Origin of the sequence: Mesorhizobium sp. M0011 (assembly GCF_040324155.1) — a bacterium.
Classification (GTDB): Bacteria; Pseudomonadota; Alphaproteobacteria; order Rhizobiales; family Rhizobiaceae; genus Mesorhizobium.
In genome coordinates this window covers 88,557-104,810 of the sequence record NZ_JAMYVQ010000011.1, presented here as the reverse complement: position 1 = coordinate 104,810, position 16,254 = coordinate 88,557, and the positions used below count along the sequence as shown (strand labels likewise).

At 62.7% G+C, this 16,254-nt stretch carries 14 protein-coding genes; 9 read left to right on the top strand and 5 right to left on the bottom strand.

What is annotated here, in order from left to right:
• The first annotated feature begins 55 nt into the window (after positions 1 to 55).
• Entirely contained in the window at positions 56 to 1,261 is a 1,206-nt protein-coding gene (locus tag NKK51_RS14940; protein WP_352553596.1) for an FAD-binding protein, read from the top strand.
• Positions 1,262 to 1,271: 10 nt separating this feature from the next.
• Positions 1,272 to 2,597, top strand: a complete 1,326-nt coding sequence (glcF, locus tag NKK51_RS14935; RefSeq protein ID WP_023809025.1) for a glycolate oxidase subunit GlcF — start codon at positions 1,272 to 1,274, stop codon at positions 2,595 to 2,597.
• 176 nt (positions 2,598 to 2,773) lie between these two features.
• Here glcF and NKK51_RS14930 read toward each other — a convergent pair whose 3' ends face one another.
• Positions 2,774 to 3,694 carry a bifunctional 5,10-methylenetetrahydrofolate dehydrogenase/5,10-methenyltetrahydrofolate cyclohydrolase gene (locus NKK51_RS14930; protein WP_352553594.1) on the bottom strand — a complete coding sequence of 307 codons (921 nt, stop codon included), beginning with the start codon at positions 3,692 to 3,694 and terminating at the stop codon, positions 2,774 to 2,776.
• Between the two features lie 270 nt (positions 3,695 to 3,964).
• A complete protein-coding gene (locus tag NKK51_RS14925; RefSeq protein ID WP_352553592.1) occupies positions 3,965 to 4,702 on the bottom strand; it encodes a L,D-transpeptidase in 738 nt (245 codons plus the stop codon).
• A 215-nt stretch (positions 4,703 to 4,917) separates the two neighbouring features.
• Here NKK51_RS14925 and NKK51_RS14920 point away from each other — a divergent pair, with 215 nt between their 5' ends.
• Positions 4,918 to 5,556 carry a DNA-3-methyladenine glycosylase I gene (locus NKK51_RS14920; protein ID WP_352553590.1) on the top strand — a complete coding sequence of 213 codons (639 nt, stop codon included), beginning with the start codon at positions 4,918 to 4,920 and terminating at the stop codon, positions 5,554 to 5,556.
• Positions 5,557 to 5,613: 57 nt separating this feature from the next.
• On the opposite strand, the gene NKK51_RS14915 is transcribed toward NKK51_RS14920, so the two are convergent.
• Positions 5,614 to 5,868: a hypothetical protein gene (locus NKK51_RS14915; protein ID WP_352553588.1), complete on the bottom strand. Its 255-nt coding sequence runs from the start codon at positions 5,866 to 5,868 to the stop codon at positions 5,614 to 5,616.
• 256 nt (positions 5,869 to 6,124) lie between these two features.
• On the opposite strand from NKK51_RS14915, the gene hisS reads away from it, so the two are divergent.
• From hisS to NKK51_RS14885, 6 genes are all read left to right on the top strand, one after another.
• On the top strand, positions 6,125 to 7,690 hold the full coding sequence (gene hisS / locus NKK51_RS14910) for a histidine--tRNA ligase (protein WP_352553586.1): 1,566 nt from the start codon (positions 6,125 to 6,127) through the stop codon (positions 7,688 to 7,690).
• 178 nt (positions 7,691 to 7,868) lie between these two features.
• Positions 7,869 to 8,990 (top strand): ATP phosphoribosyltransferase regulatory subunit, encoded by a 1,122-nt coding sequence (locus tag NKK51_RS14905; RefSeq protein ID WP_128302572.1) that lies wholly within the window; start codon positions 7,869 to 7,871, stop codon positions 8,988 to 8,990.
• The gene (hisG, locus tag NKK51_RS14900; protein WP_352553584.1) at positions 8,987 to 9,685 is read left to right on the top strand and encodes an ATP phosphoribosyltransferase; all 699 of its coding nucleotides are present in this window, start codon (positions 8,987 to 8,989) and stop codon (positions 9,683 to 9,685) included. Before NKK51_RS14905 ends, hisG begins: the two co-directional genes overlap by 4 nt.
• 336 nt (positions 9,686 to 10,021) lie before the next feature.
• Complete coding sequence (locus NKK51_RS14895; RefSeq protein ID WP_352553582.1) at positions 10,022 to 11,794, top strand: AMP-binding protein; 1,773 nt, start codon at positions 10,022 to 10,024, stop codon at positions 11,792 to 11,794.
• 187 nt (positions 11,795 to 11,981) lie between these two features.
• A complete protein-coding gene (locus tag NKK51_RS14890; RefSeq protein WP_352553580.1) occupies positions 11,982 to 13,085 on the top strand; it encodes a calcium:cation antiporter in 1,104 nt (367 codons plus the stop codon).
• Positions 13,086 to 13,198: 113 nt separating this feature from the next.
• Positions 13,199 to 13,504 (top strand): lysophospholipid acyltransferase family protein, encoded by a 306-nt coding sequence (locus NKK51_RS14885; protein WP_155930537.1) that lies wholly within the window; start codon positions 13,199 to 13,201, stop codon positions 13,502 to 13,504.
• On the opposite strand, the gene NKK51_RS14880 is transcribed toward NKK51_RS14885, so the two are convergent.
• Both NKK51_RS14880 and NKK51_RS14875 read right to left on the bottom strand, forming a co-directional pair.
• Positions 13,493 to 14,545 (bottom strand): sensor histidine kinase, encoded by a 1,053-nt coding sequence (locus NKK51_RS14880; protein WP_352553578.1) that lies wholly within the window; start codon positions 14,543 to 14,545, stop codon positions 13,493 to 13,495. The two genes, NKK51_RS14885 and NKK51_RS14880, sit on opposite strands and share 12 nt — an antisense overlap.
• A complete protein-coding gene (locus tag NKK51_RS14875; RefSeq protein WP_023809013.1) occupies positions 14,542 to 15,981 on the bottom strand; it encodes a DUF7125 family protein in 1,440 nt (479 codons plus the stop codon). The genes NKK51_RS14880 and NKK51_RS14875 overlap by 4 nt, the downstream gene beginning before the upstream one ends.
• Positions 15,982 to 16,254 lie beyond the last annotated feature (273 nt).

The following is a 16,254-nucleotide window of genomic DNA, read 5'->3' as shown; positions in this document are numbered from 1 at the left end:
AAACGCGGCCGATGTGGCCTTCCCCGCTTCGCTGGGCGAGGAACAGGGGTCGCCCATGACCACCTTCACCCCGACCACCTCATCCGAAGTCCCCTCCACCGTCGCCTGGGCAGCGGCGGAAGGCTCGCCGCTGGAAATCCTCGGCCACGGCTCCAAGCGTGGGATCGGCCGGCCGCTGCAAACCGAACACACGCTCGACCTGTCGAGGCTCACCGGCGTCACGCTCTATGAACCGGCTGAACTGGTGCTGTCGGCAAAAGCCGGCACACCGCTGGCCGAGATCGAAAAGCTGCTGGCGGAAAACGGCCAGCAGCTTGCCTTCGAGCCGATGGACTACGGCCCACTGCTCGGCGGCGAAGCTGGCAAAGGCACAATCGGCGGCGTGCTCGCCGCGAACCTCTCCGGTCCGCGCCGGCTGAAGGCGGGCGCGGCGCGCGATCATATCCTGGGCATCAATGTGGTGTCCGGGCGCGGCGAGGCCTTCAAGTCGGGCGGTCGCGTGGTCAAGAACGTCACCGGCTATGACATGTCCAAGCTGATGGCCAACAGCTGGGGCACGCTGGCCGCCTTCACCGACGTCACCTTTAAGGTGCTGCCGGCAGCCGAGACCGAAGTCACGCTCGCCATCCGTGGCTTGCTCGACGATGCCGCTGCCGCCGCCATGGCCCTGGCGCTCGGTTCAAGCGCGGAAGTGTCGAGTGCCGCGCACCTGCCGGAGCGCATCGCTGCACGGGTCGCTGGCAGCGCGCTCGGCAGCGACGCTGCCACGCTGCTGCGTGTCGAGGGTTTTGGCCCGTCAGTCGCCTACCGCATCACCGCGCTGAAAACGCTGCTCGGCAAGGCCGGGCCGCTGCAGGAGATTGCCGGTGAGGCTTCACGGCTGATCTGGCGCGATGTGCGCGATTGCAGGCCTTTCGCCGACAACGGCGAGAAACCGGTCTGGCGCGTGTCGATGACGCCGGGCGAGGGCCACCAGATGGTCCTGACGCTGCGCATGCGGGCCGCCGTCAGCGCCTTCTATGACTGGCAGGGCGGGCTGGTGTGGCTGCGCATGGAAGAGGGCGATCCGGAAGCTGCTTTGCTGCGCGGGCTGTTGAGGAAACATGGCGGCGGCCATGCGACGCTGGTGCGTGCCGCACCTTCGCATCGTGCTGCTGTGCCGGTGTTCGAGCCGCAGCCGCCGGCGCTTGCCGCACTAGCGGCGCGCCTGAAACAGGAATTCGACCCGAAGAATATCCTCAATCCCGGCCGAATGGCCTAGGACGTCAGCGATGCAGACCAATTTTTCGCTTGCCCAGCTTGCCGATCCGCATGTCGCGGAATCGGAAAAGATCCTGCGCAAATGCGTGCATTGCGGCTTCTGCACCGCTACCTGCCCGACCTATGTGACGCTTGGCAACGAGCTCGATTCACCGCGCGGGCGCATCTACCTGATCAAGGACATGCTGGAGAACGGCCGTCCGGCCGACAAGGAGATCGTCACCCATATCGATCGCTGCCTGTCGTGCCTTGCCTGCATGACCACCTGCCCGTCGGGCGTCAACTACATGCATCTGGTCGACCATGCCCGCGCCCATATCCAGGAGACCTACAAGCGGCCGCTGCTCGACCGCCTGACCCGCGCCATGCTGGCCTTCGTGCTGCCCTATCCCCAGCGTTTTCGCGCCGCGCTCAAGCTGGCGAAGCTGGGCAAGCCGTTTATGGGCTTGTTCGACAAGGTTCCGGCGCTGAAGCCGCTGAGTGCGATGCTCAAGCTCGCGCCGGCCTCGATCCCGACAGCATCGTCGATAGCTTCACCTGGCATCCATGCCGGGCAGGGGAGCAAAAGAGGCCGCGTCGCCATCCTCACCGGCTGCGCGCAATCGGTGCTCGATCCCGCCATCAACGACACCACGATTTCGCTGCTGACGCGGCTCGGTGTCGAGGTCGTGGTGCCACCGGGCGAGGGCTGCTGCGGGGCGCTGGTTCATCATATGGGGCGCGAGCAGGCCGCGCTTGCCTCTGCGAGGCAGAATGTCGATGCCTGGACGCGCGCCATCGAACAAGGCGGGCTCGATGCCATCGTCATCACTGCCTCCGGCTGCGGCACGACGATCAAGGACTACGGCTTCATGCTGCGGCTCGACCCGGCCTATGCCGACAAGGCGGCGCGCGTTTCGGCGCTGGCCAAGGACATTACCGAATATCTCTCGACCTTCGACCTGCCTGAACCGGCGCGCAAGCCGGGCACGGTCGTCGCCTATCACTCGGCCTGTTCGATGCAGCACGGCCAGAAGATCACCCGCCAGCCGAAGGAACTGCTCGCCAAGGCCGGCTTCATCGTGCGCGAGCCGCGCGAAGGGCATTTGTGCTGCGGTTCGGCCGGCACCTACAACATCCTGCAGTCCGAAATCTCGGCCAAACTGCGCGACCGCAAGGTGACAAACATCGAGGCGACGGGGGCTTCGATCGTCGCCACCGGCAACATCGGCTGCATCACCCAGATCGCTTCCGCCGCCAAGCTGCCGGTGGTGCACACGATAAAACTGCTCGACTGGGCCTATGGCGGACCGATGCCGGAAGGGGTCCCCGAGGAAAGGCTGGTTGCGGCTGAGTAGCGTGGCGTTGCCGCTGTCAGAGTTAACGGCAAGTCTCCCTCATCCGGCCGCTTCGCGGCCACCTTCTCCCCGAGGGGAGAAGAGGTTTGCGCCGGCGGTGACAATCTCCTCTCCCTCGGGGAGAGGTCAGCCGAGCGAAGCGGAGGCTGGGTGAGGGGGCTGGCGCCGCTCTGTGCTTACTCCGCCGCGAGCCTGTCCGCCGTGCCGTAGGTCGCCTCATAGAGCGCGCGCTGGCGGCTGAGCGCGACCATGGTGTTGCGCAGCAGGATGGCGACCGTAATCGGGCCGACACCGCCCGGCACCGGGGTGATCCAGGAGGCGACCTCGCGCACGCTTTCGGTGTCGACGTCGCCGACGATGCGGCTTGAGCCGTCGGGGCCGATTTCGGAATTGATGCCGATGTCGATAACGGCCGCACCCGGCTTGACCATGTCGGCCTTGATCAGCCGCGGCTTGCCAACGGCGACGAACAGCGCATCGGCACGTCGCGCATGGGCGGCGACCGACCGCGTCATGTGGTGGCACACGGTCACCGTCGCGCCTTCGCTCATCAACAGGAAGGCGATCGGCTTGCCCACGATTTCCGAATGGCCGACGATGACGACTTCCAGTCCCTTGAGGTCGAGGCCGGTTTCCTTGAGCAGTTCGACCGAGGCCGCCGCCGTGCAAGGCGCGAGATCGAGCTGGTTGTAGACGATGTTGCCGATCGAGGCCGGATGCATGCCTTCGACATCCTTGAGCGGATGCACCGCCGCCTGCAGCGTCCTGATCGGGATATGCACTGGGACCGGCCGCTGAATGATGATGCCGGTGACGCGCGGATCGGCGTTCAGGCCGTGGATCGCCGCTTCCAGTTCGCCTGACGTGATGGTGGCGGGAAAGCGCCGTTCCTCGAAATCGATACCGGCCAGTTGCGCCTTGGCGCGCTGGTTGCGCACATAGACGTCCACCGCATCGGTGTCGCCGACGGTGATCGAGATCAGCTTGGGCGGAAATCCCTCGGCTTTGGCAATCGCGGCATCCTCGCGCACGGCGGCGATGATGCGCTGGGCGACCGGGCCGCCTCTGAGATAACGGCTGTCATCGGACAGGGGCATGAATGAACTCTCTGGCTGGAACGTGCCGCCGAGATAGCAAAAGAATACGGCGAAGGGCAGCATGAAAGCGAACCGCTGTGCCCCTGGCGCGACGTTCAGGCGCAGTCTTGCCTGCTGTCAGGCCAATTTTTACTCGAAAACGGAAAGGGCAGCGCGGTTTCCCGTGCTGCCCTTCCTGACCGGCCGCATCCCCATACGGCCCGTCCCCGTTGTCCCTAACTGGCCTCGAAAAGCGGACTGCTTTGCCGGCCAGGTGATTCGCAGGGATTATTATATCACCTCGACTGTGGTTCCGACATTGACCCGTTCATAGAGGTCGACGACGTCCTCGTTGCGCATGCGGATGCAGCCCGATGACACCGCACCGCCGATCGTCCACGGCTGGTTGGTGCCGTGGATGCGGTACTCGGTCGTGCCGAGGTAGAGCGCGCGGGCGCCAAGCGGGTTCTCCGTGCCGCCGGCAAGATAGGTCGGCAGGTAGCGGCCCTTGGCGGCTTCGCGCTTGATCATCTGCGCCGGCGGGCGCCAGTCCGGCCACTCGCGCTTGTTGGTGATCTTGTGCGTACCCGACCATTCGAAGCCCGGCTTGCCGGTGCCGACGCCATAGCGCCTTGCCTTGCCGTTCTTCTCGACGAGGTAGAGGAAGTTCTGCGTGGTGTCGATGACGATCGTGCCCGGCTTCTGGCCTCCGTCATAGTCGACTTCCTGGGGCAGGTAGATCGGGTTGATCTGAGGACGCGCGACCATGCGCTTGGCCGGCGGCTGCACCGCCGCAGTCTGCACTCGGTCGGGCTGCGCCAGGCGCAGGCGCCGCTGTTGCTGGACGACCTGGCGGTTCTGGCGCACGATACCGGGCGCATGGCCAAGCTGCAGCACCCAGGGTGCCGAAAGGTCGGGGCTCACCATCACCGGCGGCCTGTCGGCATAGCGGTCGCCGGCGGTTGAGGGTGTGACGCCGGCGGCAAACACAGCCACGGCGCCGAGCACGGGAAACAGAACTGTCTTCATCGTAACGCACCTTGATCGTCTGATACAAAACGGGTGGAAACGTCCTCCCGGTTCGGCGATCATTGGCGCGCAAGCAGCAACCGAAACATGAATCGGAATGCGTAAAATGCAGAACTGTCGGTAAACCTTTTGGTGTGGTTACCGCCGGGTTCAGGAATCTGGTAAAGCCGCAGTAAATGCCGCGCAAAAGCGCGTTAACGAACGGATTTTGGCTTATGGACAAGGAAAACACCGGCCTGCTCGCCGGTCCTGATGGTGTCGCGCGCTGCTTCTGGCACGGCAATCTGCCCGACTATCTGCACTACCATGATCATGAATGGGGCCGGCCTGTGGCCGACGACCGCAGGCTGTTCGAAAAGATCTGCCTCGAAGGCTTTCAGTCGGGCCTGTCGTGGCTGACCATTCTGCGCAAGCGGGAGAATTTTCGCGAAGCCTTCGCCAATTTCGAATTCGACAAGGTCGCCGCCTTCACCGACAAGGATGTCGAGCGCCTGCTCGGCAATGCCGGCATCATCCGCCATCGCGGCAAGATCGTCTCGACCATCAACAACGCCAAGCGCGCCCGCGAAATGGTGGATGAATTCGGCTCGCTGGCCGCCTGGTTCTGGAAGTTCGAACCCGGCAAGGATGAGCGGCCCGTGATCGTCGATCTCGCGCATCTGCGCGCCAACCCGACCACGGCCGTCTCGGTGCGGATTTCGAAGGAGCTGAAGAAGCGCGGCTGGAGCTTCGTCGGCCCGACCACGGTCTACGCCTTCATGCAGGCCATGGGCCTGGTCAACGACCACCTCGAGGGCTGCGTCTGCCGCAAAGAGGTTGAGAAGCAGCGGAAGGCTTTCAGGCGGCCGAAATAGGGCTCCCCACCTCTCCCTTGTGGGGAGGTCGCGCCGAAGGCGCGGGTGGGGGTAACTTCAGGTGCCGTTGGCGCTGGCCAGCACCAGGCCGGCGACAATCGCCACCACCGTGGCCACGGTCGGATAGATCACCAGCAGGCCGGTTATCAACGCGTCGCGCATGGATGGACCCTTGCCGGTGTCGGCCGGGACTTCGAACGGGCCGGCAGCCTGGCTGACCATTTTCGGAGCGTCGATGTCGGCCGGGCGCAAACGTGCGGGCAATTCGCCGGCATCGCTGCCGATGGCATGGAATCTTGCTGTGCTGCTCATCGCCGCGAACCCCCCCATTTCGGCGCGTTTATCTCTTGCGATTGTGTCGGCACGATGCCGCGCGCATGGCGGGATTGTTTCATTCTCGGTGCGGTTTTGTTTCAGAGGCAAATGAAACGAAGGCGAGAACTCATGTGCTTCGCCTCGAGGGGGCGGAAACGGTGCGCCTCGGCGGCCTTGCCGCACCAAGCCGCTTCGGTTAGGACACGCCCACCCGCAATATGTCATCGATTACTTAGCAAAAAGACCCCAGCTCATGGCCGACAAATCGGAAAAGACGAAAGCGCGACTGCCGCGCGGTTTTGCCGACCGCAGCGCCGAGGACATCCGCGCCGTCGAGAAGATGATGGCGACGATCCGCTCGGTCTATGAGCTTTACGGTTTCGAGCCCGCTGACCAGCCGCTGATCGAATACACCGATGCGCTTGGAAAATTCCTGCCCGACCAGGACCGGCCGAACGAAGGCGTGTTCTCCTTCCAGGATGACGACGACCAGTGGCTGTCGCTGCGCTATGATTTGACGGCGCCGACGGCCCGTTACGTCGCCGAGAATTATGAGCGGCTGCCCAAACCCTACCGCAGCTATCGCTCCGGCTGGGTGTTCCGCAACGAGAAGCCAGGCCCCGGCCGCTTCCGCCAGTTCATGCAGTTCGACGCCGACACGATCGGCACGCCGGGCGTGGCCGCCGACGCCGAAATGGCGATGATGATGGCCGACGTGATGGAAGCGCTCGGCATCAAGCGCGGCGACTACGTCATTCGCGTCAACAACCGCAAGGTTCTGGATGGCGTGCTGGAGGCGATCGGGCTTGGCGGCGAGGAGAATGCCGGACGAAGGCTGACGGTGCTGCGCGCGATCGACAAACTGGACAAAATCGGCGCAGACGGCGTGCGCAACCTCCTCGGCAAGGGCCGCCTGGACGAGAGCGGCGATTTCACCAAAGGCGCGGGGCTGGATGAGGTTGAGGTTGATCTGGTCCTTGCCATCGTGCACGCCACTGTCGCAATTGAAGGAAAGGCCGGAGGTGGCGAAGCTTACGGGGATGGGGCAGCTTTCACGCCCGACCCTCGCTTTCCCTTCAATCAGCTGTTTGGCCGCACCGGCAACATCGCCTTTGCCGAAGGCACAGCAGAGTTAGCTCAAATTAAACTGCTCGTTCTTGCTGCAGGTTATGGTCCCGATCGCATCCGCATAGACCCTTCGGTCGTGCGCGGCCTCGAGTACTACACCGGCCCGGTCTTCGAAGCGGAACTGCTGGCCGAAATCCCCAACGAGGACGGCCAGATCGTGCGCTTCGGTTCGGTCGGCGGCGGCGGCCGCTATGATGGCCTCGTCTCGCGCTTTCGCGGCGAGCCGGTGCCGGCGACCGGTTTTTCCATCGGCGTGTCCAGGCTGATGACGGCGCTGAAGAACCTCGGCAAGCTCGACGCCTCGGACGTGATCGCACCTGTCGTCGTGCTGGTGATGGACAAGGACACCGACAGCCTCGGCCGCTACCAGAAGATGGTGGCGGAGCTGCGCGCCGCCGGCATCCGTTCCGAAATGTATCTCGGCGGCGCCGGCATGAAGGCGCAGCTCAAATATGCCGACCGCCGCGGCTGCCCGGTCGCCATCATCCAGGGTGGCGACGAGCGCGCCAAGGGCGAACTGCAGATCAAGGATTTGATCGAAGGCGCGCGCATGTCGGCCGAAATCACAGACAACGCCGAATGGCGCGCCGCCCGCCCGGCGCAGGTGACGGTGGCGGAAAGCGAGCTGGTCTCCGAGGTTATGAAGATCCTGGGGGCGCAGGCTGCTGATCGCGCGAAAGGTGGCGCTTGAACACCCCCCTCTGGCCTGCCGGCCATCTCCCCCGCAAGGGGGGAGATTGGATGCCGTCGAGGCTTTCGCCAATCTCCGGTGTTGAAGATGGCGCGCCAAGCTCGAAGCTGCCAATCTCCCCCCTTGCGGGGGAGATGGCCGGCAGGCCAGAGGGGGGTGCCTCGCGCCCATCCGATCGATGACCTCCCGCTACCCCGCAATATCAACCGACATCACCAACCTCTTCGCCACCCGCAACACGCATGCGGTCGAAGTCGCCATATTGCAGCCGGCCGACCCGTTCCTCGACATGGCCGGCGAGGATCTACGCCGCCGTATCTTCCTGACCGAAAGCGAAACCGGGCAGACATTGTGCCTGCGGCCGGAATTCACCATTCCGGTCTGCCTCGACCACATAAGCTCGCAGGCCGGCACGCCGCGCCGTTATTCCTATCTGGGCGAGGTGTTTCGCCAGCGCCGCGAAGGCGGCAACGAGTTCTTCCAGGCCGGCATCGAGGATCTCGGCGACCGCGATACCGCTGGAGCCGATGCCCGCTCGGTGGCCGATGCGCATGCGCTGCTGTCGCTGGTGCTGCCCGGCCAGGCATTGGCGATCACGCTCGGCGACCAGACTATTTTCGAGGCGGTTCTGGCTGCCCTTGGCCTGCCGCGCGGCTGGCGCATGCGCCTTGCCCGTGCGTTCGGCTCGGCGCCGATGCTTGAGGCGGCACTCGCCGATCTCGCCAACCCGCCGCGCAACGGCCAGCTCTCCGGGCCGGTCGCGGCCCTTGTGCTAGACGGTGATCTGGACGGTCTTTCCGCCCATATCGCCAGAGGCATGGAAGAGGCGGGCCTGTCGGCGTCCGCCGGACGCGCGCCGTCCGACATTGCCCGGCGGCTGATCGAGAAAGCCGAATTGCGCAGCGTTCGGTTGTCGAGCGAGGCCTTTTCCGCGCTGAAGGATTTTCTGGCGATCGACGTTCCGCTTGATGGCGCAACCCAGGCGCTGGAGTCCTTCGCCACCGGCGCCGGTCTGTCGCTCGATGTCGCGCTGGAAAAGTTCGCTGCCCGCGCCAAGGCGATCGAAACGCATGGCTTGCCGGCCGATAAAGTCCGCTACGACGCCGCCTTCGGCCGCCCGCTCGATTACTACACCGGCCTGGTTTTCGAAATCGCGGCCGACAATGGCGACCGGCCGCTGGTCGGCGGCGGCCGCTATGACCGGCTGCTGACCTTGCTTGGCGCGAAGACGCCTATCCCCGGCGTCGGCTTTTCGGTCTGGCTCGACCGCATCGAGGCATTGCGGGAGACGGCGCCATGATCACGCTGGCGATCCCGTCGAAAGGCCGCCTGAAAGAGCAGGCGCTGCAAATACTGGCCAAAGCCGGCCTCGCCGTCAGCCTGCCCGGTGACGAGCGCAAATACCACGCCCGCGTCGAGGGTCTGGATGATGTCGAAGTGGTGTTCCTGTCGGCTTCCGAAATATCAGGCGAGATCGGCCAGGGCGCCGTCGATCTGGGCATCACCGGCGAGGATTTGGTGCGTGAAAACCTCGCCGACTGGGAGACCCGCGCCGAAATTGTCGCCCGTCTCGGCTTCGGCAATGCCGATGTCGTGGTTGCCGTGCCCGACATATGGCTCGATGTCGACACCATGGCCGATCTCGACGACGTCGCCGCCGATTTTCGCCAGCGCCATGGCCGGCGGCTGCGCATCGCCACCAAATACTGGCGGCTGACGCAGCAATTCTTCTCGCAGAAGCACGGCATCCAGGTTTATCGCATCGTCGAGAGCCTAGGGGCTACCGAAGGCGCGCCGGCGGCCGGTCTGGCCGATGTCATCGTCGACATCACGACCACCGGCTCGACGCTGCGCGCCAATCATCTCAAGATACTCGGCGATGGCCTCGTCCTGCGCTCGCAGGCCTGTCTGGTGGCGTCGAAGAGGACACGGGCAGCGGCGGATGAGGCACTCTTGCGCGACATCGCGGCGAAGATGGCGTCAGCGGTCGGATAGCGGCGGGCCTTCGCCCGCTGCCCTCAGGGCTCCAAACCCAGCTTCAAAACCCCTACGGCGGTCCGTCCTGCGGTGTCGGTAACTTTGCGCCAGGGTTTTTCCTGTATAGGAATTATTTCCTTGACCGGTGCAGTCAGCTATGGTACATTTTTGCCTATGGTGCTGATTTGCGCCAGTGACCCGCCGCCCAGGCGGGTTTTTGCGTTTTGATGTTCGTCAACCAACGAAGAGCCCCGAAGCGTCGTGGACCGTATCGTTGCCCGGCCCCGACCATCGGCGGGATTTTCACCACCCCCTCGGGCTGATAGGCTCGGCCAGTCCCGGGAGGAGAGAGCGATGCCGGTCAATCTCGACGAGTTGAAGAATGCCAGCAATTTGCGCGGACGCGGCGCGCGTGCTGGCGGTGTGTTCGTCGCACCCGTTGACAACAGGGCGCATGTCTCTGGCGAACGCAGCGTGCCGTTGCTCGACAAGACCATCCCCGCGCTGTTTTCCGACACCGTCAGCAAATACGGCACGCTCGACGCCGCCGTTTTCGTCGACCAGGACAAGCGCTTCACCTGGAGCGAACTGTCGGACACGGTGGACGCGCTGGCTGCCGGCTTCCTGGCACTGGGGTTGGCAAAGGGCGATCGCGTCGGCATCTGGTCGCCCAACCGCTGGGAATGGCTGGTGACGCAGTTCGCCACCGCCCGCATCGGCCTGATCCTGGTCAACATCAACCCCGCCTATCGGTTGACCGAGCTCGACTATGCGCTGAACAAGGTCGGCTGCAAGGCGCTGGTCACCGCTGCCAGGTTCAAGACGTCAGACTATCTCGGCATGATCGAGACGCTGGCACCCGAGATCGCCAAGGCCACGTCGGGCAAGCTCAAGGCACAGAAACTGCCGGCGCTGAAGATCGTCATCCGCATGGGCGACGAGAATTCGCCCGGCATGTTCAATTTCGGCGACGTGCTGGCCATGGCCGGGCGTGACGAGCATGACAGCCTCGACCGCATCTCGGAGAAGCTGAAGCCGGGCGAGGCCATCAACATCCAGTTCACCTCAGGCACCACGGGAGCCCCCAAGGGCGCGACGCTGACCCACAGCAACATCGTCAACAACGGCAATTTCGTCACTTCGGCGATCAAGCTGACCGCCGACGACCGGCTGTGCATTCCGGTGCCGCTCTATCACTGCTTCGGCATGTCGATGGGCACGATGGGTTGCGTCTCGAAAGGCGCGACCATGGTTTTCCCGGGAGAAGGGTTCGACGCCGGCGCCACACTGAAGGCGGTGGCTCAGGAACGCTGCACCGGGCTTTATGGCGTGCCGACCATGTTCGTCGCCCTGCTGGATCATCCGGATTTTTCCGCCTTCGATCTCTCCAGCCTGCGCACCGGCATCATGGCCGGCTCGCCATGCCCGATCGAGGTGATGAAGAAGGTGGTGTCGCTGATGCATATGGAAGAGGTGACCATCGCCTACGGCATGACCGAGACCAGCCCGGTCTCGTTCCAGAGCGGCGTCGACGACCCGCTGGAAAAGCGCGTCTCGACCGTCGGGCGTATCCACCCCCATGTCGAGGTCAAGGCGGTCGATGCCGATGGCGCCACCGTCGCCGTCGGCGCGCCGGGCGAGCTTTGCACGCGCGGCTATTCCGTGATGAAGGGCTACTGGGACGACGAGGAGAAGACCCGCGAGGCGATCGACAGCGACGGCTGGATGCACACCGGCGACCTCGCCACCATCGACGCCGAAGGCTATTGCAACATCGTCGGCCGGGTCAAGGACATGGTCATCCGCGGCGGCGAGAACGTCTATCCCAGGGAGGTCGAGGAATTCCTCTACCGACACCCCAAGGTCAAGGAGGTGCAGGTGTTCGGCATTCCCGACGCCAAATATGGCGAGGAGCTGTGCGCCTGGATCGTGCTCAAGCCCGGCCAGATCGCCACCGAGCAGGAGGTCAAGAACTTCTGCGCCGGCCAGATCGCCCATTACAAGATCCCCCGCCACATACGCTTCCGCACCGAATTGCCGATGACGGTGACCGGCAAGCCGCAGAAGTTCTTGATGCGCGAGGCGATGGTGGAGGAACTGGGGCTGGTGGCGCAGAAGACGGCGTGAGCGAAGGCGGCGCTTCGGTTTGTCCGGCGCGCTGGGTGCGGTCAGGTCGCGATCCTGCTGCATCATTTGGAGCGCGTTGTTTGTGAGGGGGCGAACGCCGGCCGTCGGGCCTGCCGGATGTTTTCCAAGGCGCTCCACACTCCGCATGGGTTTTCCGCAAGGTTCGCAGAAGCGCATAGGGGCTTGAATGGGTGGTTTCAAACGATCGGTGGTTTCTTATGCGATGCCCTTGGCCGCCTTGGTGATGGCTGTTGCAGTAAGGGCAGGCGGGCTGTCGGCGGACGAAGGTTCGCTGAGCGCCAGGATACTCGTCGGAGCGCTTTCGAGTGCGATTATGTTCACCACCATTTTCGTGGTGCTCGACCACGCCGAGGCGGTGGCCCGGCGTGTAGGAGAGCCCTATGGCACATTGGTGCTGACTTTTGCCGTGACGGCAATCGAGGTGTCGATCATCGTTTCCATGATGCTGCATGGAGAGAACAACCCTACGCTTGCACGTGAGTCCGTCTTCTCAACGGTGATGATTGCATCTACCGGCGTCGTCGGCACGTGTCTTGCGCTCGGCGGCTGGCGTCATCGCAAGCAGGCAATTGTTCGACAAGGGACCAGCGCATATTTGGCGGTTCTGATCGCGCTGACCATCATGACGCTTATTCTGCCGACCTACACACAAGCTACGGGGCCGGGCACATTTTCGGCAGCTCAACTTGGCTTTGTGAGCGTGCTTTCGGTGCTGCTTTATGCAAGTTTTGTGTTCGCGCAGACTGTCCGCCACCGAGAAGACTTTGTCGAAGGGCAGGCCCGCGGCGTTGCGCTGCGGACCGCCCCTCACGAAAGCGTCTTTGCCGGCGCATTGCTGCTCTTGATCGGGCTGATTGGCATTGTCATGCTCGCCGAGCAGGTCGCCGCAAGTGTTGAAAATACGCTCGTTGCCTATCAGGTGACACAGGCTGACAGCATTGTGGGGGCATTGATCGCCGGGCTGGTTTTGATGCCAGAGGCCATTTCGGCGGTTCGCGCTTCACTCAACAATGAGCTGCAACGCGGTTTGAATGTCGCGATGGGTTCCGCTTGCGCCACAATTGGTTTGACAATACCGGCGGTCGCAGCCGCCAGCCTGCTGACGGGAAGAGGGTTAACCCTGGGGCTTCCAGCGACTGACACAGTGCTTTTGATTTTAGCGCTGTTCATATGCAACGTAAGTTTTAGTACTGAAAGAACAACATTCTTGACGGGTGCGGTCCATATCGTGGTATTTCTTACATATTTATTTCTTATATTTGTACCGTGAAAATTTTGGTCCAGGCAGGCAATTGGATGCGGCGATGAGACGGCCGCCGGTCGTCAACGGACTGCTTGGGTTCTTCAGTCTGGAAGCCGACAGGAACTGCAGACGACCGCCCTTTGCCTGAGATGGCGTTTCCGCTTCCGCGCCGAATTGCCGAGGACGTGACCGGCAAGCCGCAGAAGTTCTTGATGCGCGAGGCGATGGTCGAGGAACTGGGGCTGCTGGCGCAGAGACGGCTTGAGGGCTGGCTCGCGCTGCGGCTGGGCAACGACCGGCGTCGACTGCGAACCCCGATGGCATCCAACACCGGTGGGCCGTCCACGTTGACATTGAGCCAGCTTCAATTGATAGCAATCTCGATGTTTCTCGAGATGCCGTGCTTTTGGGTGAGCAGCCAAGGTGCCGCTACACTACTCGGTTGATTGCGGGCTAAGGCGGGAGAGTAGTCCGTGAATCGAGAAACGCAGGCCATCCGATGCGAAGACGAGATCAGGAGGCTCTCCAAACAGGCTGGTCAGGGCGGCGCGCATATAGCGTGTGCCGTATCCTACTCGCGAGGGCTGAACGACCGGCGGTCCTCCCGATTCTGTCCATCTCAGCGCCAGAACTGGTTCCGAACTCGAAGCGATCTTCCATTCCAAATCTATCCTTCCTTCGGGATAGGACAATCCGCCATATTTGATCGCATTCGTTGCAAGCTCGTGGAGCGAGAGAGCGAGCGTCGTGCCGGCCTCGCGCGAAAGCAACACCTCGGGCCCCTGAATCGTAATGCCGTGTTGTCCGCTGGAAATGTACGGCGCGAGGACCGAATTCACGACATCTGTCAAAGGTACGGCCTCGCCGCCGGCCGCAAATACAGCGGAATGAACATCCGCCAAGGCTCTCAAGCGGCCCTTGAAGTCTTCGGACAGGCTGGCTGCCGAGGTTGCGCCGCGCCGTGTCATGTCAAAGATTGATACGACTGTTGCGAGGATGTTTTTTACCCGATGATTGAGTTCGAGGCGCAGCTCGGTTTCCCGCTCAAGGTAATCGCGTACGTCGCGCTGGCGGGCTCTGGTGAGGAGTGCCGACTGTATCCCGCTGATCAGTTCCAACGCGGCCACGGGACGTTGGTAAAAAATCTGGCGTGAACGTGGCCAGGCAGCGTTCAGGGCGGCCTGGACGCGCACTTGGGGCGCCGCGCGGTCGAGTAGGATCACGATGGGTATTTCCGACCAGTTCGGCTGATGCTGAAGGAAACTGGCAACAGTTGCGATGGCCGTGGGGTCCAAGGCTTCATGCGTAACGACCAGCACCCCGGGAGATAACGCAAGCAGGTTGTTCAAATCCGCGGGGTCGGCCGCTTGAGCCCGAACACCGCGCTCCTGCAGCAGGGAGGTTGTGTAAGCAGCGTCCTTGCGGTAGGGCGCCAAAATGAGCACCCAATCGAGCGTTCCCAGACCGTTGGAATCGGTGCCGCTCACGTCTCAGGCAGAGGATTGTAGGCAACGACCGAAACCCCGGAGCTTGCAATGAAGAGTTCCCGGACATCGAGGTCGTGCGGACCGTGGCGCTTTTTGACGACTGTAATGTTGCGCCTCAACCGGCCCTCGTGCTCGGCCATACGAAGTAGAAGCACGGTATCCCCGAGAAAGCTGACATCGACGTCAATCCCGACATTCTGCCCGAGCAATCCATGCTGCGCGACGATGAGCATTGTCAGCACGTCCGCACGCGCGAGATGTTTCAGGAGAGATTGGATGTCGAGCACCGCCTTTTCGCGGTGGGGAAGTGAATTCAGATAGCCCGTGAAGCTGTCAATCACCACCACACGTGTATTGTTGCGGCTGACGACTTGCTGCACGATCTGGCCGAACTCGCCTGGCGAGATTTCGTTCGGGCTAAAATCGTAGATGACCAGTTGGCCATCCTTGTGGAACTGCCGCAGGTCCATCCCGAGCCCTTCGGAGCGGCGAAAGAAGGTCTCCAACCGCTCCTCGAACAGGAAGAGGGCAACGCTCTCGCCTCGCTTGAGAGAAGCCGTCGCGTAAAGAGACGACATAGTTGACTTGCCGGTTCCGGACTGACCGATAACCAGTGTTATTGTTCCTGACTCCTGACCGCCGCCAAACATCTCGTCGAGAGCCTCGACTCCCGATTTGATCAGTTGCGGCTTGGTCACCTCGGGAGGCGAGCCCGGCACAATCCTTGGAAACACAACGACGCCTTCACCCTCGCGAATGGCCATGTCATGATAACCGTCGGCATAAGGCACGCCACGCATCTTGCTGACTTCGATCCGCCGGCGCACCGCACCATAGTCCTCGAGCGATTTATCAAGGCGGATGACGCCGTGGGCGATGCCCTCGATTTCCTCGCCATTGTGATCGCCGCCACTGGTTTGGGTATCGAGCAAAACAGCCACAATGCCCCGCCTGGCCAGGAAGGCTTTGAAGCCGATCAGTTCCCGCCTAAACCTTGGCGTATCGCCGGTGATCAGCCGGATTTCGAGCAAGGAGTCGTACACCAGTCTGTGTGGTTTGTATTCTTCGATCGCGCGTTCGATCGCCTTACGCGTCTCATCCAAGCGAAGGTCGGCGGTCTGGAAAATCGTCTGATCGGCTGCGCCACTCACGGCTTCGGAGGCCGAAAGCTCTTCGACGCGAATTCCATCGAGCGTCCAGCCGTGTGAAGAGGCAATCGCCTGCAGTTCGGAAGCGGTTTGCGAAAGGCTGACGTAGATGCAGCGTTCACCGGCCGCCACGCCGGCACGCAGAAACTGCAAGGCTGCCGTGGTTTTGCCTGCGCCGGGATCGCCCTGCACGATATAAAAGTTCGAAGCGGGCAGACCACCACGAAGAATTTCGTCCAAGCCGGCGATACCGGAACTTACAACGGGCTGCTTTTTTCGCTCGGCCATTCCGCCCCTAGTCTCCACCAGAAACTGTCAGCCCGTCATTGGGCATCAATAATGTAGAACGGTTGCACCGCTTGGCCACCTGGCCCAGGGAAACATCGATTTTCTGGAGCTAATTCTAGTAATCGGCGCGCTGCTGGGAGGCAAGTAAATCTCCTTGAAATGGCGGACGAAGTTGGGATGCACACTGGTGCGAGGTCCACCACATGTCCGTCGGCACCAGTTCATTTGATTTAGCGTGGAACCATAAGGGGCCGGCGGCGGTTTTCTCCCGTT

Coding starts and splice junctions, on each gene's coding strand:
- NKK51_RS14940 (WP_352553596.1), top strand. CDS start 56: ATGACCACCTTCACCCCGACCACCTCATCCGAAGTCCCCTCCACCGTC.
- NKK51_RS14920 (WP_352553590.1), top strand. CDS start 4,918: ATGGACAAGGAAAACACCGGCCTGCTCGCCGGTCCTGATGGTGTCGCG.
- hisS (WP_352553586.1), top strand. CDS start 6,125: ATGGCCGACAAATCGGAAAAGACGAAAGCGCGACTGCCGCGCGGTTTT.
- NKK51_RS14875 (WP_023809013.1), bottom strand. CDS start 15,981: ATGGCCGAGCGAAAAAAGCAGCCCGTTGTAAGTTCCGGTATCGCCGGC.
- NKK51_RS14925 (WP_352553592.1), bottom strand. CDS start 4,702: ATGAAGACAGTTCTGTTTCCCGTGCTCGGCGCCGTGGCTGTGTTTGCC.
- NKK51_RS14890 (WP_352553580.1), top strand. CDS start 11,982: ATGGGTGGTTTCAAACGATCGGTGGTTTCTTATGCGATGCCCTTGGCC.
- NKK51_RS14915 (WP_352553588.1), bottom strand. CDS start 5,868: ATGAGCAGCACAGCAAGATTCCATGCCATCGGCAGCGATGCCGGCGAA.
- hisG (WP_352553584.1), top strand. CDS start 8,987: ATGATCACGCTGGCGATCCCGTCGAAAGGCCGCCTGAAAGAGCAGGCG.
- NKK51_RS14905 (WP_128302572.1), top strand. CDS start 7,869: ATGACCTCCCGCTACCCCGCAATATCAACCGACATCACCAACCTCTTC.
- NKK51_RS14895 (WP_352553582.1), top strand. CDS start 10,022: ATGCCGGTCAATCTCGACGAGTTGAAGAATGCCAGCAATTTGCGCGGA.
- glcF (WP_023809025.1), top strand. CDS start 1,272: ATGCAGACCAATTTTTCGCTTGCCCAGCTTGCCGATCCGCATGTCGCG.
- NKK51_RS14930 (WP_352553594.1), bottom strand. CDS start 3,694: ATGCCCCTGTCCGATGACAGCCGTTATCTCAGAGGCGGCCCGGTCGCC.